This window comes from Afipia carboxidovorans OM5, assembly GCF_000218565.1.
GTDB lineage: Bacteria > Pseudomonadota > Alphaproteobacteria > Rhizobiales > Xanthobacteraceae > Afipia > Afipia carboxidovorans.
This window is the reverse complement of record NC_015684.1, coordinates 3,431,037-3,455,992: the sequence shown is the minus strand read 5'-3', so window position 1 is coordinate 3,455,992 and position 24,956 is coordinate 3,431,037. Positions and strand designations below refer to the sequence as shown.

Genomic DNA, 24,956 nt, shown 5'->3' with positions numbered 1-24,956 from the left:
GCGGAAAAGTTTGCGGCTGCGAGAGGAGATAGGGCGGAGGCTCTTCCGCTTGGCAAGCGGACCGTCGTGCCTTAATGCACATGCATGAATGCCCACGGTGGATGCATTTGCACAGACACGCACGCCAGAACGACCCCAGTGGAGCCTCACGCCGCCCGTCCAATGAAGTGACGGAAGCGTGGCTGCGGCTCGCGCGGGTGCGCAGCCGTGTGCTCGATGCGGTCGAGCAGGATTTGAAGCGTGCGGGCTTTCCGCCGCTCGCTTGGTACGATGCGCTGCTTGAACTGTCGCGCGCACCGGGCGGTGAACTGCGACCGGTCGAACTGGAGCGGCAGATGCTGCTGCCGCAATATTCGACCTCGCGCCTGATCGAGCGTCTCGTCGATGAAGGTTTGGCTGCGCGGCGCGAATGCGAGAACGACAAGCGCGGGCTGTTTGTCGAGATTTCCGATGCGGGGCGCGAACTGCAGAAGAGAATGGGGGAGGCTTATTCCGCAGCGATCGAGCGGCATGTCGGCTCCAAACTGTCGGACACGGAGGCTGCAAAATTATGCGATCTCCTCGATCGTCTTGGCTGCTGTGCCCAGGCATCATCGTCCGACGCGAAAGAATCCGGCTCCTCGCAATGATATTTTATTCATCACTTGGGCCTACGGGTCAGCGCGCCCGTTGCCTCCGGCAGCCTGCGCCGTTCGTGGCGCATTTCAAGAAGGTGCCGCATGGCGCGTGACCAGATCGATATGACCCCGCTCTCCTCGCGCGAGGAGCTTGTGGGATGGCTCGAAGCCGGCATCAAGCCGCAGTCCGAATTCAAGATCGGCACCGAGCACGAAAAGACGCCGTTCACGCTGAAGGGTCATCGCCCCGTGCCCTATGAAGGGCCGCGCGGCATTCAGGCACTGCTTGAAGGCATGCAACTGCTGCTCGGCTGGGAGCCGATCAACGAGCGCGGCAATATCATCGGTCTGCACGATGTCACCGGTGGCGGAGCGATTTCGCTCGAGCCCGGCGGGCAGTTCGAACTCTCCGGCGCGCCGCTCGACAATATCCATCAGACCGCGGTCGAACTTGCTGCGCATCTTGCGCAGGTGCGCGAGATCGCGGAGCCGCTCGGCATCGGCTTTCTCGGCCTCGGCATGACGCCATCATGGTCGCGCGAAGAGATTCCGGCGATGCCGAAGGGTCGCTATGGCATCATGACGCGCTATATGCCGAAGGTCGGCCGCTACGGCCTCGACATGATGTACCGGACGTGCACGGTGCAGGCCAATCTCGACTTCTCCTCGGAAGCCGACATGGTGAAGAAGCTGCGGGTTGCGGTGGCGCTGCAGCCAGTTGCAACCGCGCTGTTTGCCAACTCGCCGTTCACCGAAGGCAAGCCGAACGGTTTTCTCTCATTCCGCTCGGAAATCTGGCGCGATACTGACAATGCCCGCGCGGGCATGATCCCGTGGGTGTTTGAAGACGGCATGGGCTTCGAGCGCTGGGTCGATTACGCACTCGACGTGCCGATGTATTTCGTCAAGCGCGGCGAGACTTACATCGATGTCTCAGGCTCGTCCTTCCGCGATTTTCTTGACGGGAAGAACGCGAAATTTCCCGGCGAGAAGCCGACGCTGTCGGACTGGGCCAATCATCTTTCGACAATCTTCCCCGAGGTCCGGCTGAAGCGTTATCTCGAGATGCGCGGCGCGGATGGTGTGCCGATGCGGCAGTTGCCCGCACTGCCTGCGTTCTGGGCGGGCCTTCTCTATGACGACGCAAGCCTCGATGCCGCGTGGATGATGGTGCGGGGCTGGGATGCTGCGATGCGTCAGGCGATTCGCGATGCCGTGCCGCGTCTCGGTTTCAAGACACCGGTGGATGGCCGCTACATGTTCGAGGTTGCACGCGATTGCCTCGCGCTTGCGCATGCGGGATTGCGGCGGCGCGCGCGGGTCGATCATCTCGGCCGTGATGAATCGCGTTTTCTCGAACCGCTTGACGCCATTATCGACGCTGGCCGTACGCCGGCAGAGGAAATGTTGACAAAATTTAATGGAGCGTGGGCCGGCTCCGTCAATCCAGCCTATGACGCCTACGCCTTTTAGGGGTATCGAGTAGTGCGGCGCTTTGCAGCGTGGCATGGGGCGTGCGCCGATATTCATCCGCGATACAGGAAGGCGGGGTTTGAATAGAGGGGCACCGTATCGCAGCCGCTGCGCGATTTTTGATTTCTGAAAGTCATGTTGGCATGTTTGTCTTTCGCCCTTTCAGATATTTTTCTCGTCTCTCGGCGCACATCGTTGCGGCGGCCATTGCAGCTGTCGCGCTCCTGCCCTTGACGTTCGGCGCAACCGCGCAGGCGCAGGCGAATTTCGACAGGCCCGGCGGCGACTACGCGCATCTTGAAATCGTCAGCGGCGATCCTGCGGCATGCGCGATGTTCTGCGAGCGCGACCGGCGCTGCCGCTCGTGGAGCTTCAATTATCCAAGTGTGAAACGCGGCAGCGCAATCTGCTGGCTGAAGAACAGCGTGCCGCGCCGCGTGTCCGATACCTGCTGCGTCTCCGGCGTGCGCGGGGCGGGCGTGGTCGAATTGCGCAACCGCAAGATCGAGGCCGCGACGGATCGCTATGGCGGCGATTATCGCAGCATCACCGTGCCACCCGATAGCGAGGGCGATCACTGCAAGGCGGCCTGCGAGGCCGACAACCGTTGCCGTGCCTGGACCTATGCGCGGCCAGGCTATGTCGGGCGCGATGCGCGCTGCTACCTGAAGGATCGCATCAAGCCGCCGCGCCGCAAGCCGGGATTCATTTCGGGCGTGGTACGGTAGAATCGATTTCGTTTGAGCTCGTCATGCCCGGCTTTATGCCGGGCATCCACGTCTTGAAGCTCTAACGAAGAAAGACGTGGATGGCCGGGACAAAAGGGCGTTCACGCCCGTCTTCGACGGGCTATGCCGGCCATGACCACAAGAGTAGTATTGTTCTCACTGCACCGACGAAAACATCCGCGACAGCCGCAGACCCGTTGGCCATTCCCAGATCGGCTTCTTTCGCGCGGCAATGTCCCACGAGCCAAGTACGGTATCGACGCGGCCGATCAGATTTTCGACCGGCAGCAGGCCGACGCCGCCGTCCGCGACCGATACGCGGCTGTCGGCGGAGTTGTCGCGGTTGTCGCCCATCACGAACAGCATGTCGGGTGGCACAACAATCTCGTCGGTGTTGTCGAGCACGCCGTGGGTGCGCAGCTTGAAGATGGTGTGGCTGTGCCCGCCGGGCAGTTCTTCGGTGTAGCGCGCGGCCGGCGTGAGGCTGCCATCGTCATTCTGGGCGTCGCCAAAGCCGTGGGCGTGGGTGGGAACGGCCTGTCCGTTCAGCCACAATTGCCCCTCGCGCATCTGCACGCGATCACCGGGAAGCGCGACTACGCGCTTCACCCACGCCTGCGAGGTGTCGCCCGGCCAGCGGAACACGACAACGTCGCCACGCGCGGGCAGCTTGCCGAACAGCCTGATGCTGGTCGGCACCGTGACATTCACCGGCAGTGACGCCGTGCCGTAGCCATACGGGTATTTCGAGGCGAGCAGCGCATCGCCGATCAGCAGCGTCGGCTCCATCGAGGCGGAGGGAACGTAAAACGGCTCGGCGAGCGCCGCCTTGCCCGCCATCACGATCAGGAAGGCGGTTGCGATCTCGCCGATGGCGCGCGCCCAACTGCGCGAGGCTTTGGGCGCGGCCGCGATCATGCGCCGGTGCCGCCGACGGTGATGCGGTCCATCCGCAGCGTCGGCTGGCCGACGCCGACCGGCACGCCCTGACCGTTCTTGCCGCAGGTGCCGATGCCCGCGTCGAGCTCGAGGTCGTTGCCGACCATCGTGATGCGATGCAAATCGGTCGGCCCGTTGCCGATCAACATCGCGCCCTTGAGCGGTGCGCCGACCTTGCCATTCTCGATCCGGTAAGCCTCGGTGCACTGGAAGACGTACTTACCCGAAGTGATATCGACCTGGCCGCCGCCGAAATTGACCGCGTAAATGCCGTTCTTCACCGACGCGAGAATCTCGGCCGGGTCGCGGTCGCCTGCCAACATGTAGGTGTTGGTCATGCGCGGCATCGGCACATGGGCGTAGGATTCGCGCCGGCCGTTGCCGGTCGGCTTCATGTTCATCAGCCGTGCGTTCTGGCGATCCTGCATGTAGCCGACGAGGATGCCGTCCTCGATCAGCACGGTGCGGTTGGTCGGCGTGCCCTCATCGTCGATCGAGAGCGAGCCGCGCCGCGAGGCGATGGTGCCGTCGTCGACCACGGTGACGCCTTTCGCCGCAACCTGCTGGCCCATCAGGCCTGCAAAGGCCGAGGTTTGCTTGCGGTTGAAATCGCCCTCGAGGCCATGGCCGACCGCCTCGTGCAGCATCACGCCGGGCCAGCCGGGACCAAGCACGACGTCCATCTCACCCGCGGGGGCGGGCACCGATTCGAGGTTGAGGAGCGCCTGACGGATCGCGGCGTCGGCGGCATTGCGCCACGCCTTGGTTTCGATGAAGCGGGCGTAGCCCTCGCGCCCGCCATAGCCCTGACTGCCGGTTTCCTGCCGGTCGCCTGAGCCTGCGACCACGGAGACATTGACGCGTACCAGCGGGCGAATGTCGCGGTAGCTCTCGCCATCCGGGCGCACGATCTCCACCACCTGCCAGGTTGCACCCAGACTGACCGAGACCTGCCGCACCCGCGGGTCCTTTTCGCGGACATAGGCGTCGATCTCGGCGAGCAGCTTCACCTTGGTCTCGAAAACCTCGCCGTCGAGCGGGTTGGCGTCACCATAGAGCCGCACGTTGGTATGAGGCGGAGGTGCGGCAAAGGTGCCGGAATAGCCGCCGCGCACCGCATGCACGGCATCCGCCGCGCGCGCGATCGCCGACAGCGACATGTCGGAGGAATGGGCGTAGCCGACCGCATCGTCCTTCACGGCACGCAGGCCAAAGCCCTGCGCGGTGTCGTAGGTCGCCTGTTTGAGGCGGCCATTGTCGAACGCGAGCCCTTCTGACTGGCGATATTCCATGAACAGCTCGCCATCGTCGGCGCCGTCGAGGCCGCGGACGATTTCCTTGCGGACATCGTCGCGGTCGAGCCCCGCGCGCTCGATCAGGGAGGTAGGCTGGGACTGGGTCATGGAAACGCTCCGCGCATCGGCAACATCAATTAAGCCCGCCCGCGGCCCGACGCGGGGCCGGGCGGGCAGCGAGGCAAAGATAGGGTCTGATCGCCGTCCGCGGGAGGGGCGTCAGGGCAGTTTGGCGTAACCGTCACCGAGGCCCTTGAGGCTGAGCGGAAAGCCGATGCCTTCCTCCGGCGTCTCGAAAATGATGAAGGTCGCGGTTTTGGCGGTCTTGAGCTGCTCAAGCAGCTTGTCGTCCATCACGATCTCGGCGACGCAGCCGTTCGGCAGGCAACGCACGAAGCCGGCACGGCCGACATCCTTGTCGTCGAGCTTCAATCCGAGCCCGGAGGGCAGCAGCACGCCGAGCGGCGCCACCACGCGCATCAATTTGTTTTTCTGATCGGCCGTTTTGAGAATGATCACCGTGAGCCCGGCATTGGCGCGATCTTCGGCGACAACGCTCTGGATCAGGGCACATTGTTCATTCTGGGCGCCGGCCGGTGTGTCGCAGCGGATCTGCCAGTCGCCGGAGACGGACTTGACCGCGCCCTGGGCGTAAGCGGCTGTGGAGAGGCCCGAATTGAGGCCGCAGGCGGAGGCTGCGAGCGCGAGGGCGGCGAGGGCGGCCTTCGGGCGGCGGGCAATGCCGGGGATATCGAAAAATCTCATTCCGGGCGCTTTCTCAGTCGGTTCTCGGCCACTCGTCCCTGCGGGAGCCTTTTGAAAGGGCAATGACGGCGCCTTGAGGGCGACAAAACGCGCGGCTGGGTCGAAAACCGGCCGAATCGGGCTTCCGTCATGGCGCCCGGATTGCCTACAACGGACGCTCATGGACCTGCAACGCCCAATCGTCCGGGCCGGTCCGCCGCTGGAAAGATCGGAGGTTTTTCGACCGTTTCTGCGGCTCAATCCCGCAACGCTGGCTCGCGAATGAGGTACATTGCGGTGGGCACCAATTTATGATTTGAGAGGCGGGAATTCGACGCGTTCTAATTGCGGTCTGACAGCCTTAAAAAGGAATGGCGACGGAAATGAGGTTTGCCGGACGGCGAGCCTCTAAAAGCGATGGATATAGGAGCGTGAGCGGCATGAAGATGTCGAGGGGCCAGATCGGCCGCGGTGTGGTGGGAATGATCGTCGCCGCTGCAAGCCTGTTGTTTGCCGGAGCAGCCATGGCCGAGGTCATGGGACAGCCGGCGCCGTGGGAGATGACGCTGCAGAAAGGCGTAACGCCGGTCGCGGACAATATCGTCTGGTTCCACAATTTCCTGTTGTGGATCATCGGTGCCATCGTTCTGATCGTTCTCGCTCTGCTTGTCACCGTCGTTCTCAAGTTTCGCGCCAAGGTCAACCCGGTCGCTTCCAAGACTACCCATCACACGCTGATCGAAGTGGCCTGGACCATTATTCCGGTTCTTATTCTCGTCGGCATTTCGGTCCCGTCCTTCCGCCTCCTGTTCCACGAACTCGAAATTCCGAAGTCTGATCTCACCATCAAGGTGACCGGCAAGCAGTGGTACTGGACCTACGCTTATCCCGATAACGGCAAGTTCGAGTTCGACTCGCTGATGGCGACCGACAAGCAGCCGCGTCTGCTCGCCGTTGACAACGAGGCCGTTGTTCCGGTGAACAAGGTGATCCGCGTTCAGGTGATCGGCGCCGACGTCATCCATTCCTTCGCGGTGCCGTCGTTCGGCATCAAGATCGACGCCGTGCCGGGCCGTCTCAACGAGACCTGGTTCAAGGCAGAGAAGACCGGCATCTTCTACGGCCAGTGCTCGGAACTGTGTGGCAAGGATCACGCCTATATGCCGATCGCGATCCGCGTCGTCAGCGACGAGGAATTCGAGAAGTGGGTTGCCGACGCGCAGAAGAAGTTCGCTTCGGCTCCGGCAAACACGTTCGCCTCGATCGAGGCCGCCGCGCAGTAGCGGCGTGAGACTGAAGAAGACAACCGCAAGGTTTAAGAACTGCAAGGTTCAAAGGATCTGAAAATGGCTACGTCCGCTGCAACTTCCGCCCACACCGATCACGCTCATGATGATCATGCGCACGATCATCCGACCGGGTGGCGGCGGTATCTCTTCTCCACGAACCATAAGGACATCGGCACGATGTACCTTATCTTCGCGGTGGTCGCTGGCCTGATCGGCGGCGCGATGTCGGTCGCGATCCGCATCGAGTTGATGTATCCCGGCGTGCAGTTGTTCCATGAGGCCCACACGTTCAACGTGTTCGTGTCCAATCACGGCCTCATCATGATCTTCTTCGCGCTGATGCCCGCTCTGATCGGCGGCTTCGGCAACTGGTTCGTGCCGCTGATGATCGGTGCGCCGGACATGGCGTTCCCGCGCATGAACAACATTTCGTTCTGGCTGCTGCCCTCGTCCTTCGCGCTCCTCATCCTCTCGGCGTTCGTCGAGGGCGAGCCGGGCTCGCTCGGCGCAGGTACGGGCTGGACCATGTACGCGCCGCTGTCGACGTCCGGCCATCCTGGACCGGCGGTCGACTTCGTCATTCTCTCGATGCACATCGCCGGCGCGTCGTCGATTCTCGGCGCGATCAACTTCATCACCACGATCTTCAACATGCGCGCGCCTGGCATGACCATGCACAAGATGCCGCTGTTCGTGTGGTCGGTGCTGGTGACGGCGTTCATGTTGCTGCTGTCGCTGCCGGTGCTCGCCGGTGGCATCACCATGCTGCTGACCGACCGCAACTTCGGCACCGCGTTCTTCGCGGCCGACGGCGGCGGTGACCCGGTGCTCTACCAGCATCTGTTCTGGTTCTTCGGCCACCCCGAAGTTTACATCATGATCCTGCCGGGCTTCGGCATCATCAGCCACGTCACCTCGACCTTCAGCCGCAAGCCGATCTTCGGTTATCTCGGCATGGTCTACGCCATGGTCGCGATCGGCGGCATCGGCTTCGTGGTCTGGGCCCACCACATGTACACCGTGGGCATGTCGGCGTCGGCGCAGGCCTATTTCGTCGCGGCGAGCATGGTCATCGCGGTGCCGACCGGCGTGAAGATCTTCTCCTGGATCGCCACGATGTGGGGCGGCTCCATCGAGTTCAAGGCGCCGATGCTGTGGGCGATCGGCTTCATCTTCCTGTTCACGGTCGGTGGTGTGACGGGCGTCGTGCTCGCGAACGCCGGCGTCGACCGCGTTCTCCAGGACACCTACTACGTGATTGCGCACTTCCACTACGTGCTGTCGCTCGGCGCCGTGTTCGCAATCTTCGCCGGCTGGTACTACTGGTTCCCGAAGATGTTCGGTTACATGTACAATGAGACCATCGCCAAGGCGCATTTCTGGCTGATGTTTATCGGCGTGAACGTGCTGTTCTTCCCGATGCACTTCCTCGGTTTGTCGGGCATGCCGCGCCGCTATGTCGACTATCCGGATGCCTTTGCCGGCTGGAACCTGGTCGCTTCGATCGGCTCCTACATCTCGGCCTTCGGCGTGCTGGTCTTCCTCTATGGTGTCGTCGAAGCCTTCGCACGCAAGATTCCGGCCCCGAACAATCCGTGGGGTCCCGGTGCGACCACGCTGGAATGGACGCTGACTTCGCCTCCGCCGTTCCACCAGTTCGAGGTTCTGCCTCGCATTCGGTAATGCGCGTCGCCATGCCGCGAGGCATGGCACGCCAAAATTTCCCGCCCGCCATGGGCTCACCGTGGCGGACGGGAGTCTACCAAGGAGCCGTCCGGGTTTGTCCGTTATCGAGCAAAATTCAGTCGAATATCCTCCCCTCATTGTTTCCGAGGCGGGTGTTTCGGACTACATCGCGCTTCTCAAGCCGCGCGTGATGTCTCTTGTCGTGTTCACGGCGCTGGTCGGCCTCGTGATCGCGCCGGTTCATCTGCATCCTGTGCTCGCGGCGACCTCGATCCTTTGCATCGCCGTCGGCGGCGGCGCGGCTGGCGCTCTCAACATGTGGTACGAGAGCGACATCGACGCGCTCATGACTCGCACCGCCAACCGTCCGATTCCGCGGGGTCGGGTGTCCTCTCCGGAGGCTGCCGCGTTCGGTATCACGCTCGCGATCTTCTCGGTGGCGACGCTCGGCGTTCTGGTGAACTGGCTTGCCGGAGCGCTGCTTGCCTTCACGATCTTCTTCTATGCCGTCGTCTACACGATGTGGCTGAAGCGCTGGACCGCGCAGAACATCGTCATCGGCGGCGCCGCCGGTGCGTTGCCGCCGGTCGTCGCCTGGGCGGCCGCAACCGGCTCGCTCGCGCCGCAGCCGATCATCCTGTTCCTGATCATCTTCCTGTGGACGCCGCCGCACTTCTGGGCGCTCGCACTGTTCCGCTCGGACGACTACGCCCGCGCCAAGGTGCCGATGCTGCCGGTGGTGGCGGGCCCCGATGCGACGCGGCTGCAGATCTTGCTCTACACTATCGTTCTCGTCACGGTTGCCATCCTGCCGTGGCCGCTCGGCTATTTCGGCGCGGCCTATGGCCTCACGTCGGTTGCGCTCGGCGCCGGGATGCTGTGGTTTGCGTTCAACGTGTACCGCTATCGCACCGGCACGCAGGCGAACCGTGCGGCGCGTGCGCTGTTCAAGTTTTCGCTGCTGTATCTGTTCCTGCTGTTTGCGGTGCTGCCGCTCGAAGTCGCGGCACACGCGGTAGCGGCAATGATCTGGTAGCGCATGGATCTCGCGATGAACAACGATCAGGAGCCCGAGGGCATCGTACTCACCGACGCGCAGAAGCGCCGCCGTCGCGAACGCTCGATTGCGATCGCGGTGGTGCTCGGGATTCTGGTGACGTTGTTCTTCATTGTGACTCTCGTGAAGGGACCGGCAGTTCTGGTCCGGCCGATGTGACATGAGCAAAGAGACGCCATCATCGCCTGAACGCCCGACCAAGCCTCGCCATTCGCGCGATGCCGTGATCGCCGGGGTGTGCGGTCTCGTGGTGGCGTTCATGATCGGCGCCGCCTATGCGGCCGTCCCGTTCTACGACTGGTTTTGCCGGGCCACCGGCTTCAACGGCACGCCGCAGGTGGCAAGCTCCGCGCCTGCGCACGCGACCGACCGCGAGATTACCGTACGCTTCGATTCCAATATTTCCGGCGGGCTGCCGTGGAAGTTCGTCCCCGAGCAGGACGAGATCCGCACCCGGATCGGGCAGGTCGAAACCGTCTACTACAAGGTCATCAACCAGTCGGCGCGGAAGACCACCGGCCAGGCGGGCTACAATGTCGCGCCGCTGACGGCTGGCGCCTATTTCACCAAGATCAACTGCTTCTGCTTCACCGAACAGACCATGGAGCCGGGCGAGACCCGCGACATGGCGGTGGTGTTCTATGTCGATCCCTCGATGGTCGAGGACACCAATCAGGCGAGCGTCAGCACGATCACCTTGTCCTACACCTTCTATCCCGTGAAGAATCCCGAAACGAAGCCGGTGGCGGCATCGGAGCGGGACGGCGGCAGAAGTTAGCTTTATAAACGCGAGTGAATGATACGAGCGCCGGGCGACCGGCACCGCAAACGGAGAATGAAATGGCTGGCGGCCACGTCAAACATCACGATTATCACCTGGTCGATCCGAGCCCGTGGCCCGTCGTCGGCTCGTTTTCAGCCTTCATCATGGCGATCGGCGCGATTTCGTGGATGCATCATATGTATGCCGCGGCTCCGATCGTGTTCGGCATCGGCCTCATTGGCGTGCTCTACACCATGGCGAGCTGGTGGGGCGATGTGATCCGCGAAGCCGAGTACAAGGGCGACCACACCCGCGTGGTGCAGATTCACCACCGCTACGGCATGATCTTGTTCATCATCTCCGAGGTGATGTTCTTCGTTGCGTGGTTCTGGGCCTACTTCAACGCGGCTCTGTTCCCGAACGATGCCGTGATGTTCACCCGTGACGCGCTGTTCGGCGGCGTCTGGCCGCCGAAGGGAATCGAGACCTTCGACCCCTGGCACCTGCCGCTTCTCAACACGCTGATCCTGCTGACCTCGGGCACCACGGTGACCTGGGCGCACCACGCGCTTCTGGAAGGCGATCGCAAGGGCCTGAAGTGGGGTCTGCTCCTCACCGTGATCCTCGGCGTCTGCTTCACCTTCGTGCAGGCGTTCGAGTACAGCCATGCGGAGTTCTCTTTCGCTGGTCACGTCTATGGTGCGACCTTCTTCATGGCGACGGGCTTCCACGGCTTCCACGTTCTCGTCGGCACGATCTTCCTGATCGTCTGCCTCGCGCGCGCCTATGCCGGCCACTTCACGCCGAAGCAGCACCTCGGCTTCGAGTTCGCGGCCTGGTACTGGCACTTCGTCGACGTGGTGTGGCTGTTCCTGTTCATTTGCATCTATGTCTGGGGACATGGTGCGGAGACAATGGCCCACGCGGCGCATTGAGCGAGCATCCGAAGTTCAAAGGCGGCCTTCGGGCCGCCTTTTTTGTAAGGAGCGGCGTTTGAGTAAGGAGGGAGCGATGGCTTTTGCGAAAGAGCGTCCGGCCTCGCTCACGGCCTTGCGTCGCGACATCGCCGCACTGTTTTGCCATAACAGCCGCATGTCTTTGCTTCCCGGGCGCGTCCTGCGATGAGAGCGTCGAGCTCCACGCGCGCCACAATCGGCATGGCGGTGTTTGCGCTGGTGATGAGTGCGGCTCTCGCCTCGCTCGGTGTCTGGCAACTCCAGCGCGGTGAGCAGAAGCATGCGCTGATGAAAGCGCTGGACGAGCGCCTTGCCGCCGCGCCGGTCGATCTGCCGCCGCACTCCGAGTGGACGCATCTCAATCGCACTGATGATGAATTCCGTCGTGTTCGCTTCGCGGCGACGTATGAGAACAAGCCCGATGCGATGGTCTACACCTCGGGCTCGGCGGTGCGCAGCGACGTTACCACGCCGGGCGTCTGGGCTTTCCTGCCGGCGCAGCTCGAGAGAGGTGCGCGCATCGTCATCAATACCGGCTTCGTGCCGAACGAGATGCAGAAGCGCGACGAGGAAGATCGTGCGATCGCACCGCTTCTCACCGGCGAACCGGCAGTGCTGACCGGCTATCTGCGCTTCCCTGAGCGTCCGGGCTTGCTGACTGCGCAGGAGAGCACCACGAAACGGCTCTGGTTCGTCCGCGACATCGCCGGCATGGCCGAAGCCTTGGGTTGGGGCGAGGTGGCGCCGTTCTACATCGATCTCGAAGCCCCGGTGCCGACGGCGGGTGTACCGAAGCCGAGCGCCCTTTCGCCCAAATTGAAAGATAACCATCTAGGGTATGCGATCACCTGGTTCGGCCTTGCGATCGCCGTGCTCGGCACGTTTGGCGTCTGGTTGTTCGGCCGGAGGCGGGCGTGACGCGGCGCTTTCCCTTCCTTGTCGAGATGGAAAGCAGCCGGTAAGGTGCGCTTTTCCACTGTCTGTGGATAAAATTAACAATTCTATCAAAGGCTTGCGGGAATCCGTGCCTTTGGAGGCACTCTTGACGACCTATCTTTCCACGAGGGGCGAGGCCCCGCGGCTCGGCTTTTGGGATGTGATGCTGACCGGGCTTGCCCGTGACGGCGGCCTCTATGTGCCGGAGGTCTGGCCGACGCTCTCGCATGAGACGATCTCCGGCTTTGCCGGTCGCCCTTATTGGCAGGTCGCAACCGATGTAATCCGTCCCTTCGTTGCGGGGGAGATTTCCGATGCGGATCTCGGCCGCATGACCAACGAAGCCTACGCGACGTTCCGCCATCCTGCGGTGGTGCCGCTCGACCAGAGCGGGCCGAACCAGTTCACGCTCGAGCTGTTTCATGGGCCGACGCTCGCGTTCAAGGACGTGGCGATGCAGCTTCTGTCGCGGCTGATGGACCATGTGCTGGCGAAGCGTGGCACGCGCACCACCATCGTGGTTGCGACCTCCGGCGACACCGGCGGTGCGGCCGTCGAGGCATTCAAGGACCGCGCGAACGTCGACCTGTTCGTGCTGTTTCCGCACGGCCGCATCTCTGACGTGCAGCGGCGGATGATGACGACGACCGGTGCTGCGAACGTTCATGCGCTCGCGGTCGAAGGCACGTTCGACGATTGCCAGGCGATCGTGAAGGCGTTGTTCAACCATCATGCGTTTCGCGATCAGGTGTCGCTGTCCGGCGTCAACTCGATCAACTGGGCGCGGATCGTTGCGCAGACCGTATATTACTTCACCTCGGCAGTGGCGCTCGGCGCACCCGCGCGCGCGATCGACTTCACGGTGCCGACCGGAAATTTCGGTGACATCTTCGCGGGCTATGTGGCAAAGCGCATGGGCCTGCCGATCGGCAAGCTGCGCGTCGCCACGAACGTGAACGACATTCTCGCGCGCACGCTGCAGAATGGCCATTACGAGGTGCGTGAAGTCGAGGCAACGCAGTCGCCGTCGATGGACATTCAGGTGTCGTCGAATTTCGAGCGGCTGATGTTCGAGGCGAGCGGGCGCGATGCGGCGCTGGTGCGCGGCCTGATGGCCTCGCTTGCGCAGTCCGGCCGCTTTGCGCTGCCGACGCCGGTGCTCAACGCCATTCGCCGCGACTTTGAAGCGGGGCGCGCCGACGAGGCGGAGGTCGCCGCGACGATGCGTGCAGCGTTTCGTGAGGCGGGCGATCTGGTCGATCCACATACCTCAGTGGCGCTTGCTGTTGCCGAGCGCGACAGCGCCGATTCGAAAACGCCGAATGTGGTGCTCTCCACCGCGCATCCGGCAAAATTCCCCGATGCGGTCGAGGCTGCCTGTGGCACCCGCCCGAGTCTCCCTGTGTGGCTCGACGGATTGATGAGCCGCAAGGAGCACATCACCGTGATGAAGAATGATCCCGCGGCAGTCGAGGCTTTCGTGCTATCGGCAAGCCGCGTCGTGAGACAAGAGGTTCACTGATGGCCGTCGAAATCACCAAGCTTCCTTCCGGTCTCACCGTCGTTACCGATGCGATGCCGCATCTGGAAACGGCAGCGCTCGGCGTATGGACCGGCGTCGGCGGGCGCGACGAGAAGCTTGACGAGCATGGTATCTCGCATCTTCTCGAGCACATGGCGTTCAAGGGAACGGCGAGCCGCACCGCACGCGAGATCGTCGAGCAGATCGAGGCGGTCGGCGGCGATCTCAATGCGGCGACGAGCTCGGAAAGCACCGCCTATTACGCGCGCGTGTTGAAGGCCGACGTGCCGCTCGCGATCGACGTTCTCTCCGACATTCTCGTCAGTCCCTCGTTCGATACCGAAGAGCTCGAGCGTGAGAAGAGCGTGATCGTGCAGGAAATCGGCGCGGCGATGGATACGCCGGACGATGCCGTGTTCGAATATGTCGGCGAGCTCGCGTATCCCGATCAGCCGATGGGGCGTTCGCTGCTCGGCACGCCGGCGACGCTTGCGACCTTCACCCGCGACAAGCTGCGCGGCTATCTCACCACGCATTATCGTGGGCCGGACATGGTGGTCGCGGCTTCGGGTGCGGTCGATCACGCCCGTATCGTTGCCGATGTCGAACAGCGTTTCGCGGGCTTCAGTGCCGATGCGGGGCCGAAGCCGGTGCCAGCGCAGTTCGGCAAGGGCGGCTCGCGCGTCGTCCGCCGCGATCTCGAACAGGCGCATCTGACGCTGGCGCTGGAAGGCGTGCCGCAGTCCGATCCCTCGCTGTTCAGCCTGCAGGTGTTCACCAGCGTGCTTGGCGGGGGCATGTCCTCGCGCCTGTTCCAGGAAGTGCGCGAGAAGCGCGGGCTCTGCTATTCGATCTACACCTTCCACCAGCCTTATTCCGACACGGGCTTCTTCAGCCTCTACACCGGGACCGATCCGAGCGATGCGCCGGAGATGATGGAAGTCATCGTCGACGAGATGAACGAGGCGGTCGAAACGTTGACGCCGGAGGAGATCGCGCGCGCCAAGGCGCAGATGAAGGCGGGACTTCTGATGGCGCTGGAGAGCTGCAGCGCTCGTGCCGAGCAGTTGGCGCGCCATGTGCTGTCCTATGGCCGCCCGCTGAGCATCGAGGAAATGATCGCGCGGATCGACAATGTCACCGTCGAATCCGCACGCGATGCGGCACGCGCTTTGCTTGCCCGCAGCCGGCCCGCCGTGGTCGCGCTCGGCAGCGGCCGGGGGCTGGACAAGGCCGCCTCCTTTGCGGAAGGATTGGCTCAACCGAAGGCGCGGGCGCTTTTGCACTAAGGCGCTCGTCTCCGGCGGGGGAGGCCCCGCGGTTTAGTCATGCGTTCGTTTCGGTCGGGCAGGCTGGGCGCCGCTCGACGTTGTGAGAAGAGAGAGGCCATGGCGCTATTCCGGCTGCCGCTCACCTTGCCTCCGGTGCTGACGCCGCGGGCGCGTGGCCTCTGGCTGCGGCCGCCGACAATGGCCGATTACGAACAATGGTCGGAGCTGCGGCAGGCGAGCCGTGCTTTCCTCACGCCATGGGAGCCGATCTGGCCGGTCGATGATCTCACCCGCGCCGGCTTTCGCCGCCGTCTGCGCCGCTACACCGAAGACATTGCTGAGGACCGCTCCTATCCTTTCCTCATCATACGCGAGCGTGACCAGAAGCTTCTCGGCGCGGTGACGCTCGCCAATGTGCGGCGCGGTATCGTACAGAGCGGCACCATTGGTTACTGGATCGGCGAGCCTTACGCTGGGCGCGGCTACATGACCGCGGCGCTGCGCGTGCTGCTGCCGACGCTGTTCGGCGAATTGCATCTGCACCGTGTGGAGGCGGCCTGCATTCCCGGCAATGCGGCTTCGGCGCGGGTGCTGGAAAAATGCGGCTTCGTCCGGGAGGGCATGGCACGGCGCTATCTCTGCATCAACGGCGCCTGGCAGGATCATTACCTCTACGGATTGTTGGAGGACGATTTCATCGGTTAACGGGAAGCCGGTCTCTTGCCGGTGCGGCATCGCCCGGCAGCGTGTTCGGCTGCGCTTCCGTTTCTTATGTGGGTTATGCCTTGGGTTCGCCGCGAAGGGCCTGTTATAAGGCGGTCAAAATCAAGGCGCTGCAGCCAGCGGCGTCGGATCAGGGGTTGAGAGCGACCGAACGATGCACGAGCTTCGCCAACATGGACCCGCGCGCCGTCATGCGCCCTTCATTCTTGCGGCCCTCATGAGCGTTGCGCTCGCCGGTTGTGGCGGTGGCAGCATGTTCGGCAACTCCAACGCAAGCGCGGATACTTCTGCGGCCAGCAGCCCCTCGATCGGCAGCCGTTTCAGCCAGATTTTCGGCTCCAGATCGCAGGCGCTCGGCGAGGCACCGCCACCGCCGGAAGACAACGAGCCGACCTGTCCTCCGGTCAGTGTGCGCTTCGGCGCCTCGACGCTTGCGGTCGGTCTGCCCGGCAAGCCTGCCTCCGGGCTTGATCTGCGCTATCAGGCGTCGATCCTGCGCACGGCGCGCGACTGCACACTTTCGGGCGGGCAGATCCACGCTCGCGTCGGCATTCAGGGACGCATCATCGCCGGTGCGGCCGGAGCGCCGCCGACCGTCGATATCCCGATGCGCGTCGCGCTGATGCAGGAGGGTGTGACGTCCAAGGTGATCTTCACCAAGGCAGTGCAGACCCCGGTAGCGCTCGCAACCGACGTCTCCTACACCGATTTCAGCATGGTGATCGAGGACATCGCCTATCCGGTACCGAAGGGCGACGAGGGCGACAATTACATCTTCTATATCGGCTTCGATCCGGCTGCGCAGAAGCCGGCACCGCGCACCCGCGGCCGCAAGCATTAAAGCGATCTGGCAAGGTTCGAGAAGGCCCGCATTCGTCATTGTGAGCGCAGCGAAGCAATCCAGATGTGGAAGTGATAAGACTGGATTGCTTCGTCGCTTAAGCTCCTCGCAATGACGGGCATCTCCGCCACCAACAAAAAGGCCGGTCTTTCGACCGGCCTTTTCAGATTTGTGAGCGCTGAAAAAACTTAGTTCAGCTTGCCGCCGAGTTCCCTGATGCTCTTCTCGATCAGGTTGTCGGCGATGGAGCCTTTCACCGTCTGCGACAGCACGTTGGCGGCAGCAGCGGCGGCAGCCTCGGCAGCGGCGGCGCGGACGTCGGCCACGGCCTGCGTCTCGGCCTGAGCGATCTTGCTCTCCGCGGCTTTGGTACGGCGCGCGACGAAGTCTTCCATCTTGGCCTTGGCTTCCTGCGCAATGCGCTCGGCATCCGCCTGCGCGGCTGCGACGATCTCCTGCGCCTCGCGCTCGGCGCTTTCGCGGCGAGAGCGATACTCGGCGACGAGCTTCTGCGCTTCCTCCTTGAGCTGACGGGCGTCGTCGAGCTCCTTGCGGATGCGCGCGCTGCGGCGGTCGAGAGCTTCGCCGATCATGCGGTGGGCGCCGAAATAGATGAACAGCGCCACCATCAGGACGAATGCTACGGCAACCCAGGTTTCAGCTTCATGCAGCATCGCGGCCTCCCTTCAACGAGGCATCGACGGCACGGTCGATGAGCTGGGCATCCGGCGCAGTGCCGGACAACTGCTGGACGATGGCCGACGTTGCATCGGCGGCGATCGCCTTGACGTTGCCCATCGCCTTCGTGCGCATATCGGAGATGGTCTTCTCGGCCTCGGCCAGCTTGGCGGAGAGGCTGAGTTCGACCGCCTTGCGTTCCGCGTCGGACTGCGCCGCAAGCGTATCGCGGGTTTCCGAGCCGATGGCCTGAGCACGAGTACGCGCGGCGGCGAGCTCGGTCTCGTAGGCCTTCAACGCCAGATCGGATTCATCGCGAAATGCCTGGGCTTCCGCGAGATCCTTCTCGATCGTGCCTTCGCGGGTCTTGATCACCCCACCGACGCGCGGCAGGGCAAATCGCGAGACGATGACGTAAAGCAACGCAAACGCGATCGCGAACGACACCAACTGCGACGCGAAGGTGTCTTTGTTGAACGGCGGAAACTCCGGCTTACCGTGTGGCACCTCGGTATGCGTGGTCGTTCCCGTTGCATGGCTCTCGGCCATTGATGTCTCCTCAAGGAATCGACGCGGGCTTCATGCAAAGCCCGCGTAAATGCCGGTGCGACGGATCAGACAGCGAACAGCAGGAGCAGCGCGACGAGCAGCGAGAAGATGCCGAGCGCTTCGGTCACGGCGAAACCGAAAATCAGGTTCGCGAACTGGCCCTGCGAGGCCGACGGATTGCGCAGCGCGCCGTTGAGGAACTGGCTGAAGATCATGCCGACGCCGACGCCGGCGCCGCCCATGCCGATGGTGGCAAGACCTGCGCCGATGTACTTCGCTGCGATGGGATCCATGGTGAAACTCCTTTTTGGATGCTGATGTGGGTCTAAATCGTTCCGGTCAGTGACCGGGGTGTAGGGCGTCGTTCAGGTAGATGCAGGTCAGGATGGCGAACACATAGGCTTGCAGGAGCGCCACCAGGACTTCGAGAATGCTGATTGCCGTCGTCATTGCGAGCGGCAGCGCCGCGCCGGCGATGCCGGCGACGCCGAGCGCGCCAAGGCTCGTGACGAAGCTCGCGAACACCTTCAGCGTGATATGGCCGGCCAGCATGTTGGCGAAGAGACGAACCGAGTGCGACACCGGGCGGGAGAGGAACGAGATGACCTCGATCATCGCGATCAGCGGCAGGATGTAGATCGGCACGCCGCTCGGCACGAACACGCGGAAGAACTTCAGGCCGTTCTTGTAAAGGCCGTAGAGCAGCACGGTGAGGAACACGATCAGCGCAAGCGCGACGGTGACGATGAGATGGCTGGTGACGCTGAAGGTGTAGGGGATGACGCCGATCAGGTTGGCCATCAGCACGAACATGAAGATCGAGAACACCAGCGGGAAGAACTTCATGCCTTCTTCGCCGAGGCTTTCTCTCACCATGTTGACGACAAATTCGTAGGAGAGCTCCGCCATCGACTGGAAGCGGGTGGGCACCAGGCGGCGTCCGGCGCTGCCGCCGAGCATCAGCAGGGCAACGGCGCCAACAGCGAGCAGCATATAAAGAGAGGAGTTCGTGAAGGCGATCTCCTGGCCGCCGATGTGGCCCAGCGAGAAGATCTTGTGAATCTCAAATTGTTCAACCGGATCGGCCATTCCGAAGCGTCTCTCTCTAATGCCGGCGGGAGCCGGCGCTATCCCAATCGATCAGGCGATACCGCGCCTCACATCCGGTCCGTCGGCTTGTTCGCGACGCCCGCCGTCCGCATCACGTTGATCACGCCGGCGACGAAGCCGAGCAGGAAAAACACGATCAGTCCCCAGGGGGACGTGGACAGCAATCGGTCGAAACCCCAGCCGATGGCCCCGCCAACAAGAACACCCGCGATCAATTCGGAAGAGAGGCGGAAACCGCGTGCCATCGCGGACGCGCTGGCAGTGGTGTTCCCATCTCGGCCGTCCGATTGACCTGCCCGGAGATTTCGGTCCTTCCGGGTTTCGGAAAGCCGGTCACCCAGACGGTGAAGCCTTGCGGAGAGTGCGGCTTCATCGGCAGATGGTTTGTCTTTTTCGTCCATGCGATCGCGTCCGTCGTTGATGTGTCTGCCAGCGCTGACACCCTGTCTCTTACGTCGCGAGATATCGGAAAAAGTATCCCAAACACCCCTGAAACCGCGCGGACCATACTGTCGGCCTTCTGGCAAGTCAAGATTGGGCAGTGGTTGCATATCCCAGATAAGTAATTGAAATATAAAGGTAAATTTGTCTCATCCAAAGGTCGCTTTTGCCGCGGTGTGCGGTTGTTGGGGAGTCTTGCGCAAGAGAGCCTGCTCTGCTCGGATATTGCCCCAATGGTGTGCTTTCGCCGATGCGCCAAGGCGCGGTCTCTCCCGGTTCCAGAACGCTTATTGCAGCGCACTCAACAGGGCGGATCGACGGGCGGACGGATGCGTTGTAGGGGCGATCCAGCTTTCAGGACGAAAGCAAATCTTGCGGCAGATGTTGGTATGGCGGTGATCGAAAGACCTTTCCGATGGGGCATCGGCCTTGCGGCAGCCGCCGTCGTCATGATCGCGGCAACGGCGCCAGTCCGCGCCGAAAGCGCGCCATCCGATGAAAACGGCCGCTACACGTTATCGGCGAGCGGCAACGGCTATCTGCGGCTCGACACCCGCACCGGCGCGATCACGATCTGCACCAGCAAGGCCGGTTGGGTCTGCCGCGTCGTTCCCGATGAGCGTGTGGCGCTCGATGAGGAAATCGGCCGTCTGCAGGCAGAGATCGATGCGCTGAGGGCGCAGCTCGCAAACAGCGACGCTGCGGTGAAAGGTAAAATCGACGAGGCCTTGCCGAAGGGAGATTCGCTGAAACGCGACGATGCGGAGGCTCCGGCTCCGCAGGACAAATCGGCGCCACCGCTGGAACAGCGGACACCGGCACACGCCAATGTTGCAGCGGCTTTCGACTGGGCCTGGCAACATCTCGTCAGCTTGGCCGCGCGTCTCCACGACAAACTGTCGGAACGGATTTGAGGAATTTCATGTGCCGCGAGCGTTAATGCCGTCTCGCGCCGGTAATTTTGTCTGATGAAAAGGGTGTTTCTCGGTAGAGAAGCGTGTTTACTACCGCGACAGATTGCAGACGGCAGGATTCGGCTGCCGCAGACGGGAGTGGTATAGTTTGCCGCCCGGGACAAAAAGTTGAGTTCGAACTGAAGAGATTGCGACGATATGGCTCCGTCTTCCTCCACACATCTTGTGATTGCCGATGACCATCCCCTGTTTCGGGGCGCTTTGCGGGAGGCGGTGACGAGTGTCGTGCCGGGCACGAATATCGATGAGGCGGGTGCGTTCGGCGAACTGACGGCGCTCCTTGAAAAGGAATCCGATATCGACCTCGTGCTGCTCGACCTGTCGATGCCGGGTGTCAGCGGTTTTTCCGGGCTGATCTATCTGCGGGCGCAATATCCTGCGATCCCGGTTGTGGTGGTTTCCGCGAGCGACGACGGCGAGACCATCCGCCGCTCGATGGAATTTGGCGCGTCCGGTTTCATTCCGAAGCGCTTTGGCGTCGAGACGCTGCGCGAGGCGATCAGCAAGGTGATGAACGGCGATATCTGGACACCTTCCGATGTCGACCTTTCGACCGGCGTCGATCCCGACATGGCGAAGCTGCGCGACCGGTTGATCACACTGACGCCGCAGCAGGTCCGCGTGTTGATGATGCTGTCCGAGGGCCTGCTCAACAAGCAGATCGCCTATGAGCTTGGCGTCTCCGAGGCAACCATCAAGGCGCATGTCTCGGCGATCCTGCAGAAGCTCGGTGTCGAGAGCCGCACGCAGGCCGTGATCGTCGCGGCGAAGATTTCCGGCAACCAGTGGCGTCAGAGCGAGCCGTCGACCTGAATCTCGGTCGCGGGCTCTGAATTCTTTTCCGAGGGCGCGTTCGCCATCTGCTGCGCGCGCCATTGGCTAAGCAGCGCACGCAATGTCGCTGGCTTCACCGGTTTGTTCAGCACAATGATGCCATAGGAGCGTGCCGCCTCGCGCACGCCCGGACTGCGATCCGCGGTGATCAGGATCGCGGGAATGTTCGCACCGAACTTGTGGCGGAGATCGCGGATCGCAGCGATGCCGTTGCCTCTGTCGAGATGATAATCGACGAGCAGGCCGGTAATCACCTCGCCAGAGCTTGCGATCGCACGGCAGGCCTGTTTCGGATCGATGGACGCGATGACGTTGGCGTCCCAACCGCGCAGCAGTGTCTTCATGCCGTCGAGAATCGCCGGATCATTTTCGACGCAGACGATGGTGGTGCCGCTCATCGGCGTCTTCGAGGAAATCACCGATCCATTTGAAGGCGGCTGCACTTGATTGTAGCCGCGCGCCACCGGCAGCGAGACAGCAAAGTGCGAGCCGCCGCTCTTGTTGGCGTAGATCGAGATGTTGTGGTCGAGCACGCGCGCGATACGTTCGACGATCGACAGGCCGAGGCCGAGGCCACGGGCGATCCGCGCACCCTGATCGAGGCGATGGAATTCCTTGAAGATCTCGCCGCGCTTGTGTTGCGGAATGCCGAGCCCGGTGTCGTGGATGCTGATTTGCAATGTATTGCCGCGCATCCGGCAGCCGACCAGCACCTTGCCGCTCGGCGTGTACTTGATGGCGTTGGAGATCAGGTTCTGCAGCAAGCGCCGCAGCAGCACGCGGTCGGATTTCACCGCCACCGTTGACGGCACGAATACGAGCTTGAGGTCTTTCTCGCGCGCCATGGGCATGAATTCGACCTGCAGCGAGCGCATCAGGTCGTTCATGCGGAAGCTCGAGATCGAAGGCGTCATGGCGCCCGCGTCGAGACGTGAGATGTCGAGCAGCGCGCCAAGAATTTCCTCGATCGCTTCGAGCGATTCATCGATGTTGTCGACGAGGCGCGCAGTCTCGCCGCCGCTTTGCCGCTCGACAAGACTCGTCACGTACAGGCGCGCCGCGTTCAACGGTTGAAGAATGTCGTGGCTCGCCGCGGCGAGAAAGCGCGTCTTGGAGATGTTGGCTTCGTCGGCAATGGTCTTGGCGAGTGCGAGCTCGTTGTTGAGGCGTGTGAGCTCTTCGGTGCGCTCGCGCACGCGCCGCTCCAGCGTGGCGTTGGCGCGCTCCAGTGCCTCGGCCGCCTCGAAGCTCGGCGTCACGTCGGAAAAGGTGATAACGAGTCCGCCGCCCGGCATGGCGTTGGTGCGGACCTCGACAACTTTGTTCTGCTCCGCAAGCCGCTCGAGGAATGGCTCGCCTTCACTCATGTAGGCATTGAACCGTCGCCGCAGATATTGTTCGCGCGTCTCGACGCCGTCGCGCGGGTGGTCGCCGATGAATTCCAGAATCTCCACCAGCGGAATGCCGATCTGCGCCACATGCGTCGGCAGGTTCAGCATGTCGCCGAACTGGCGATTGGAGCAGATGAGTTGCTGCTCGCGATTGAAAACCGCGATTCCCTGGCGGACGTGATCGAGCGCGGTTTGCAGGATTTCACGATTGAAATGCAGCGCCGCATGGGCGTCGTCGAGCAACTTCAGCGCGGCTTTCGCCGACACCGCGCGTTTGCGCAGCAGCAGCGACATCACGAGACGCGAGGACGCCGCGCCGACCGACGACGCGATCAGATGCTCGGCGTGACTGAGTAACTGGAAGTCGGCGGAGCCGTTGCGGTCGAGCGTCAGGCGGTTGGTTCTGGCGAAATTCTCGAACTCGGCATTGGCGCGCTCATAACCGAGATATTGCGCGACGGTGGTGAGAAGGTCTTGCACGGTGACGGTGGTACGCCAGCGGCGGAAGTTCGGTGAGATCGGCGCGAGATCGCTCGGTACGAACAAATCCGCCTGCAGCCGCTCGATCGAGCTCGGTTGCTTGATGAGCGACAGCGCAACATAGGCCAGCACGTTGAGCGTGAGGCTCCACAAGAGGCCGTGGATCAGCGGCGACATCTGGCTGCCGAACAGATGCTGCGGACGCAGGAGCGCGATGCCGAACAGGCCTTCCTTCAGCCATTGCGTGCCGAGCGGGCCGACTTCGATGAAGCTCGGCAGGAACAGCGTGTAGGCCCAGATAATGAAGCCGACCACCATGCCGCCAATGGCGCCGGCCGCGGTGCCGCGCCGCCAGATCAGGCCGCCGAAGAACGCCGGCGCAAGCTGGGCTACGGCGGCAAAAGACAGAAGGCCGATCGCGGCAAGCTGAGCGTTGCCCAGCGCATGATAGTAGAAATAGGCCATCGTCATGATTGCGACGATGGCGAGACGGCGCACCACCAGCAGAAGCCGTCCGAGGTCGGTACGGCCGTCACGCGGCGCGCGGTCGGCCTGCAGAACGAGCGGCATCACGATGTCGTTCGAGAGCATGATGGCGAGCGCCACGCATTCCACGATCACCATCGCGGTTGCCGCCGACAGGCCACCGACGAAAACGATGATGCTCATCCAGTGCGCGCCTGCCTCGATCGGCAGCGCCAGCAGGAACATGTCGGTATCGACCGCGCCGAACGGGAAAGTGACGAGGCCTGCAATTGCGATCGGAATGACGAAGAGGTTGATCGCGATCAGATAGAGCGGAAACAGCCATTGTGCGCGGTCGACTTCGGCCTCGCTCGAATTCTCCACCACGCTCGCGTGAAACTGGCGCGGCAGCAGCACGATTGCGAAGAACGATAGAAGCGTCATCGCGAGGAAGTTGCCGATCGAAGGCGTATGCTCGATGGCGCGGATCGCCTCCGGGGTTTTCATCGCCCGCTGGATCAGTTCGGTCGGGCTCATCATGATGAAGGTGACGAAAATGCCTGCGGCGAGGAAGGCGATCAGCTTGACGATGGATTCGGTCGCGATCGCGAGCATCAGGCCGTGCTGGTGTTCGGTCGCATCGCTTTGGCGCGTACCGAACAGAATGGCGAACAGCGCGAGCGCGACCGTGACGAACACCGCGATGTCGCCCGCGAACGGCAGGCTTGCCGCATTGTTGGGCCCATTCAGAATGGTTTCGAGCGAGGAGGCGATCGCCTTGAGTTGCAATGCGATGTAGGGCACCGAGCCGATGATCGCGATGATCGCGGCGGTTGCGGCAACCGCCTGGCTCTTGCCGTAGCGCGCGGCGATGAAGTCGGCGATCGAGGTGATGTGCTGCGACTTCGCGAGCCGGATGATGCGTAGCAGAATCGGCTTGCAGAAGCCGATCATGATGATCGGGCCGATATAGATCGCGAGGAATTCGACGCTGGTGCGGGTCGCGAGACCGACCGAGCCGAAGAAGGTCCAGGACGTGCAATAGATCGCAAGCGACAGCGGGTAGATCAGGATGCCGGCGCGGGATCGTTGCGCCGGCGTCAGGCGGTCGCCGTAAAAGGCGATCACGAACAGCAGGCCGATGTAGCCAAAGGCCGCCGCGATCACCGTGCCGTTTCCAAGCATTCATCCGCT

General features: G+C 62.7%; 25 protein-coding genes. 16 read left to right on the top strand and 9 right to left on the bottom strand.

What is annotated here, in order from left to right; translation table 11 throughout:
• Positions 1–101: 101 nt before the first annotated feature.
• The 3 genes from OCA5_RS16410 to OCA5_RS16400 all read left to right on the top strand — a co-directional run bounded on the left by OCA5_RS16410 (position 102) and on the right by OCA5_RS16400 (position 2,818).
• The gene (locus OCA5_RS16410; RefSeq protein ID WP_042200906.1) at positions 102–629 is read left to right on the top strand and encodes a MarR family winged helix-turn-helix transcriptional regulator; all 528 of its coding nucleotides are present in this window, start codon (positions 102–104) and stop codon (positions 627–629) included.
• 90 nt (positions 630–719) lie between these two features.
• Positions 720–2,090 (top strand): glutamate--cysteine ligase, encoded by a 1,371-nt coding sequence (locus tag OCA5_RS16405; RefSeq protein ID WP_012561852.1) that lies wholly within the window; start codon positions 720–722, stop codon positions 2,088–2,090.
• A gap of 143 nt (positions 2,091–2,233) precedes the next feature.
• Positions 2,234–2,818 (top strand): PAN domain-containing protein, encoded by a 585-nt coding sequence (locus OCA5_RS16400; RefSeq protein ID WP_012561853.1) that lies wholly within the window; start codon positions 2,234–2,236, stop codon positions 2,816–2,818.
• Between the two features lie 156 nt (positions 2,819–2,974).
• Here OCA5_RS16400 and lepB read toward each other — a convergent pair whose 3' ends face one another.
• From lepB to OCA5_RS16385, 3 genes are all read right to left on the bottom strand, one after another.
• Complete coding sequence (lepB, locus tag OCA5_RS16395; protein WP_012561854.1) at positions 2,975–3,736, bottom strand: signal peptidase I; 762 nt, start codon at positions 3,734–3,736, stop codon at positions 2,975–2,977.
• Complete coding sequence (gene tldD, locus OCA5_RS16390) at positions 3,733–5,160, bottom strand: metalloprotease TldD (RefSeq protein ID WP_012561855.1); 1,428 nt, start codon at positions 5,158–5,160, stop codon at positions 3,733–3,735. Before tldD ends, lepB begins: the two co-directional genes overlap by 4 nt.
• A 111-nt stretch (positions 5,161–5,271) precedes the next feature.
• The gene (locus tag OCA5_RS16385) at positions 5,272–5,817 is read right to left on the bottom strand and encodes an invasion associated locus B family protein (protein WP_012561856.1); all 546 of its coding nucleotides are present in this window, start codon (positions 5,815–5,817) and stop codon (positions 5,272–5,274) included.
• Positions 5,818–6,236: 419 nt separating this feature from the next.
• Here OCA5_RS16385 and coxB point away from each other — a divergent pair, with 419 nt between their 5' ends.
• The 11 genes from coxB to OCA5_RS16330 all read left to right on the top strand — a co-directional run bounded on the left by coxB (position 6,237) and on the right by OCA5_RS16330 (position 16,840).
• Positions 6,237–7,079, top strand: coding sequence for a cytochrome c oxidase subunit II (gene coxB, locus OCA5_RS16380; protein WP_013913397.1), 843 nt, complete (start codon positions 6,237–6,239; stop codon positions 7,077–7,079).
• Positions 7,080–7,142: 63 nt separating this feature from the next.
• The gene (ctaD, locus tag OCA5_RS16375; protein ID WP_012561859.1) at positions 7,143–8,768 is read left to right on the top strand and encodes a cytochrome c oxidase subunit I; all 1,626 of its coding nucleotides are present in this window, start codon (positions 7,143–7,145) and stop codon (positions 8,766–8,768) included.
• A gap of 97 nt (positions 8,769–8,865) precedes the next feature.
• Positions 8,866–9,807, top strand: a complete 942-nt coding sequence (locus OCA5_RS16370) for a heme o synthase (RefSeq protein ID WP_012561860.1) — start codon at positions 8,866–8,868, stop codon at positions 9,805–9,807.
• A 3-nt stretch (positions 9,808–9,810) separates the two neighbouring features.
• Positions 9,811–9,987, top strand: a complete 177-nt coding sequence (locus tag OCA5_RS16365) for a hypothetical protein (RefSeq protein WP_012561861.1) — start codon at positions 9,811–9,813, stop codon at positions 9,985–9,987.
• A 1-nt stretch (position 9,988) separates the two neighbouring features.
• Complete coding sequence (locus OCA5_RS16360) at positions 9,989–10,606, top strand: cytochrome c oxidase assembly protein (RefSeq protein WP_012561862.1); 618 nt, start codon at positions 9,989–9,991, stop codon at positions 10,604–10,606.
• 62 nt (positions 10,607–10,668) lie between these two features.
• Positions 10,669–11,526 carry a cytochrome c oxidase subunit 3 gene (locus tag OCA5_RS16355; protein ID WP_012561863.1) on the top strand — a complete coding sequence of 286 codons (858 nt, stop codon included), beginning with the start codon at positions 10,669–10,671 and terminating at the stop codon, positions 11,524–11,526.
• 186 nt (positions 11,527–11,712) lie between these two features.
• Positions 11,713–12,465 (top strand): SURF1 family protein, encoded by a 753-nt coding sequence (locus OCA5_RS16350; RefSeq protein ID WP_012561865.1) that lies wholly within the window; start codon positions 11,713–11,715, stop codon positions 12,463–12,465.
• A 124-nt stretch (positions 12,466–12,589) separates the two neighbouring features.
• Positions 12,590–14,005 (top strand): threonine synthase, encoded by a 1,416-nt coding sequence (thrC, locus tag OCA5_RS16345; protein ID WP_012561866.1) that lies wholly within the window; start codon positions 12,590–12,592, stop codon positions 14,003–14,005.
• Positions 14,005–15,294, top strand: coding sequence for a M16 family metallopeptidase (locus OCA5_RS16340; protein WP_012561867.1), 1,290 nt, complete (start codon positions 14,005–14,007; stop codon positions 15,292–15,294). Before thrC ends, OCA5_RS16340 begins: the two co-directional genes overlap by 1 nt.
• 99 nt (positions 15,295–15,393) lie before the next feature.
• Positions 15,394–15,981 (top strand): GNAT family N-acetyltransferase, encoded by a 588-nt coding sequence (locus OCA5_RS16335; protein ID WP_012561868.1) that lies wholly within the window; start codon positions 15,394–15,396, stop codon positions 15,979–15,981.
• Between the two features lie 235 nt (positions 15,982–16,216).
• A complete protein-coding gene (locus tag OCA5_RS16330; RefSeq protein ID WP_244396135.1) occupies positions 16,217–16,840 on the top strand; it encodes a hypothetical protein in 624 nt (207 codons plus the stop codon).
• A 188-nt stretch (positions 16,841–17,028) separates the two neighbouring features.
• On the opposite strand, the gene OCA5_RS16325 is transcribed toward OCA5_RS16330, so the two are convergent.
• The 5 genes from OCA5_RS16325 to OCA5_RS16305 form a co-directional block, all read right to left on the bottom strand.
• Positions 17,029–17,514, bottom strand: a complete 486-nt coding sequence (locus tag OCA5_RS16325) for a F0F1 ATP synthase subunit B family protein (protein ID WP_012561870.1) — start codon at positions 17,512–17,514, stop codon at positions 17,029–17,031.
• Entirely contained in the window at positions 17,504–18,067 is a 564-nt protein-coding gene (locus OCA5_RS16320) for a F0F1 ATP synthase subunit B family protein (RefSeq protein ID WP_012561871.1), read from the bottom strand. Before OCA5_RS16320 ends, OCA5_RS16325 begins: the two co-directional genes overlap by 11 nt.
• A 65-nt stretch (positions 18,068–18,132) precedes the next feature.
• Positions 18,133–18,360, bottom strand: a complete 228-nt coding sequence (locus OCA5_RS16315) for a F0F1 ATP synthase subunit C (protein WP_002717376.1) — start codon at positions 18,358–18,360, stop codon at positions 18,133–18,135.
• A gap of 46 nt (positions 18,361–18,406) precedes the next feature.
• Positions 18,407–19,156 (bottom strand): F0F1 ATP synthase subunit A, encoded by a 750-nt coding sequence (locus tag OCA5_RS16310; RefSeq protein WP_012561872.1) that lies wholly within the window; start codon positions 19,154–19,156, stop codon positions 18,407–18,409.
• A 68-nt stretch (positions 19,157–19,224) separates the two neighbouring features.
• Positions 19,225–19,578: an AtpZ/AtpI family protein gene (locus OCA5_RS16305; protein ID WP_041559548.1), complete on the bottom strand. Its 354-nt coding sequence runs from the start codon at positions 19,576–19,578 to the stop codon at positions 19,225–19,227.
• 165 nt (positions 19,579–19,743) lie between these two features.
• Between OCA5_RS16305 and OCA5_RS16300 the strand changes: the two genes are divergently transcribed.
• Positions 19,744–20,532, top strand: coding sequence for a hypothetical protein (locus tag OCA5_RS16300; protein ID WP_244396136.1), 789 nt, complete (start codon positions 19,744–19,746; stop codon positions 20,530–20,532).
• 198 nt (positions 20,533–20,730) lie between these two features.
• Positions 20,731–21,405: a response regulator gene (locus OCA5_RS16295; protein ID WP_012561875.1), complete on the top strand. Its 675-nt coding sequence runs from the start codon at positions 20,731–20,733 to the stop codon at positions 21,403–21,405.
• On the opposite strand, the gene OCA5_RS16290 is transcribed toward OCA5_RS16295, so the two are convergent.
• Positions 21,384–24,947 carry a PAS domain-containing hybrid sensor histidine kinase/response regulator gene (locus OCA5_RS16290; protein ID WP_012561876.1) on the bottom strand — a complete coding sequence of 1,188 codons (3,564 nt, stop codon included), beginning with the start codon at positions 24,945–24,947 and terminating at the stop codon, positions 21,384–21,386. The genes OCA5_RS16295 and OCA5_RS16290 overlap by 22 nt on opposite strands.
• Positions 24,948–24,956 lie beyond the last annotated feature (9 nt).

Excerpts from the sequence above, each read along its gene's own strand:
- OCA5_RS16410 (WP_042200906.1), top strand. The coding sequence starts at position 102 with ATGCATTTGCACAGACACGCACGCCAGAACGACCCCAGTGGAGCCTCA.
- OCA5_RS16405 (WP_012561852.1), top strand. The coding sequence starts at position 720 with ATGGCGCGTGACCAGATCGATATGACCCCGCTCTCCTCGCGCGAGGAG.
- OCA5_RS16400 (WP_012561853.1), top strand. The coding sequence starts at position 2,234 with ATGTTTGTCTTTCGCCCTTTCAGATATTTTTCTCGTCTCTCGGCGCAC.
- lepB (WP_012561854.1), bottom strand. The coding sequence starts at position 3,736 with ATGATCGCGGCCGCGCCCAAAGCCTCGCGCAGTTGGGCGCGCGCCATC.
- tldD (WP_012561855.1), bottom strand. The coding sequence starts at position 5,160 with ATGACCCAGTCCCAGCCTACCTCCCTGATCGAGCGCGCGGGGCTCGAC.
- OCA5_RS16385 (WP_012561856.1), bottom strand. The coding sequence starts at position 5,817 with ATGAGATTTTTCGATATCCCCGGCATTGCCCGCCGCCCGAAGGCCGCC.
- coxB (WP_013913397.1), top strand. The coding sequence starts at position 6,237 with ATGAAGATGTCGAGGGGCCAGATCGGCCGCGGTGTGGTGGGAATGATC.
- ctaD (WP_012561859.1), top strand. The coding sequence starts at position 7,143 with ATGGCTACGTCCGCTGCAACTTCCGCCCACACCGATCACGCTCATGAT.
- OCA5_RS16365 (WP_012561861.1), top strand. The coding sequence starts at position 9,811 with ATGGATCTCGCGATGAACAACGATCAGGAGCCCGAGGGCATCGTACTC.
- OCA5_RS16360 (WP_012561862.1), top strand. The coding sequence starts at position 9,989 with ATGAGCAAAGAGACGCCATCATCGCCTGAACGCCCGACCAAGCCTCGC.
- OCA5_RS16355 (WP_012561863.1), top strand. The coding sequence starts at position 10,669 with ATGGCTGGCGGCCACGTCAAACATCACGATTATCACCTGGTCGATCCG.
- OCA5_RS16350 (WP_012561865.1), top strand. The coding sequence starts at position 11,713 with ATGAGAGCGTCGAGCTCCACGCGCGCCACAATCGGCATGGCGGTGTTT.
- OCA5_RS16340 (WP_012561867.1), top strand. The coding sequence starts at position 14,005 with ATGGCCGTCGAAATCACCAAGCTTCCTTCCGGTCTCACCGTCGTTACC.
- OCA5_RS16335 (WP_012561868.1), top strand. The coding sequence starts at position 15,394 with ATGGCGCTATTCCGGCTGCCGCTCACCTTGCCTCCGGTGCTGACGCCG.
- OCA5_RS16330 (WP_244396135.1), top strand. The coding sequence starts at position 16,217 with ATGAGCGTTGCGCTCGCCGGTTGTGGCGGTGGCAGCATGTTCGGCAAC.
- OCA5_RS16325 (WP_012561870.1), bottom strand. The coding sequence starts at position 17,514 with ATGCTGCATGAAGCTGAAACCTGGGTTGCCGTAGCATTCGTCCTGATG.
- OCA5_RS16320 (WP_012561871.1), bottom strand. The coding sequence starts at position 18,067 with ATGGCCGAGAGCCATGCAACGGGAACGACCACGCATACCGAGGTGCCA.
- OCA5_RS16315 (WP_002717376.1), bottom strand. The coding sequence starts at position 18,360 with ATGGATCCCATCGCAGCGAAGTACATCGGCGCAGGTCTTGCCACCATC.
- OCA5_RS16310 (WP_012561872.1), bottom strand. The coding sequence starts at position 19,156 with ATGGCCGATCCGGTTGAACAATTTGAGATTCACAAGATCTTCTCGCTG.
- OCA5_RS16305 (WP_041559548.1), bottom strand. The coding sequence starts at position 19,578 with ATGGACGAAAAAGACAAACCATCTGCCGATGAAGCCGCACTCTCCGCA.
- OCA5_RS16295 (WP_012561875.1), top strand. The coding sequence starts at position 20,731 with ATGGCTCCGTCTTCCTCCACACATCTTGTGATTGCCGATGACCATCCC.
- OCA5_RS16290 (WP_012561876.1), bottom strand. The coding sequence starts at position 24,947 with ATGCTTGGAAACGGCACGGTGATCGCGGCGGCCTTTGGCTACATCGGC.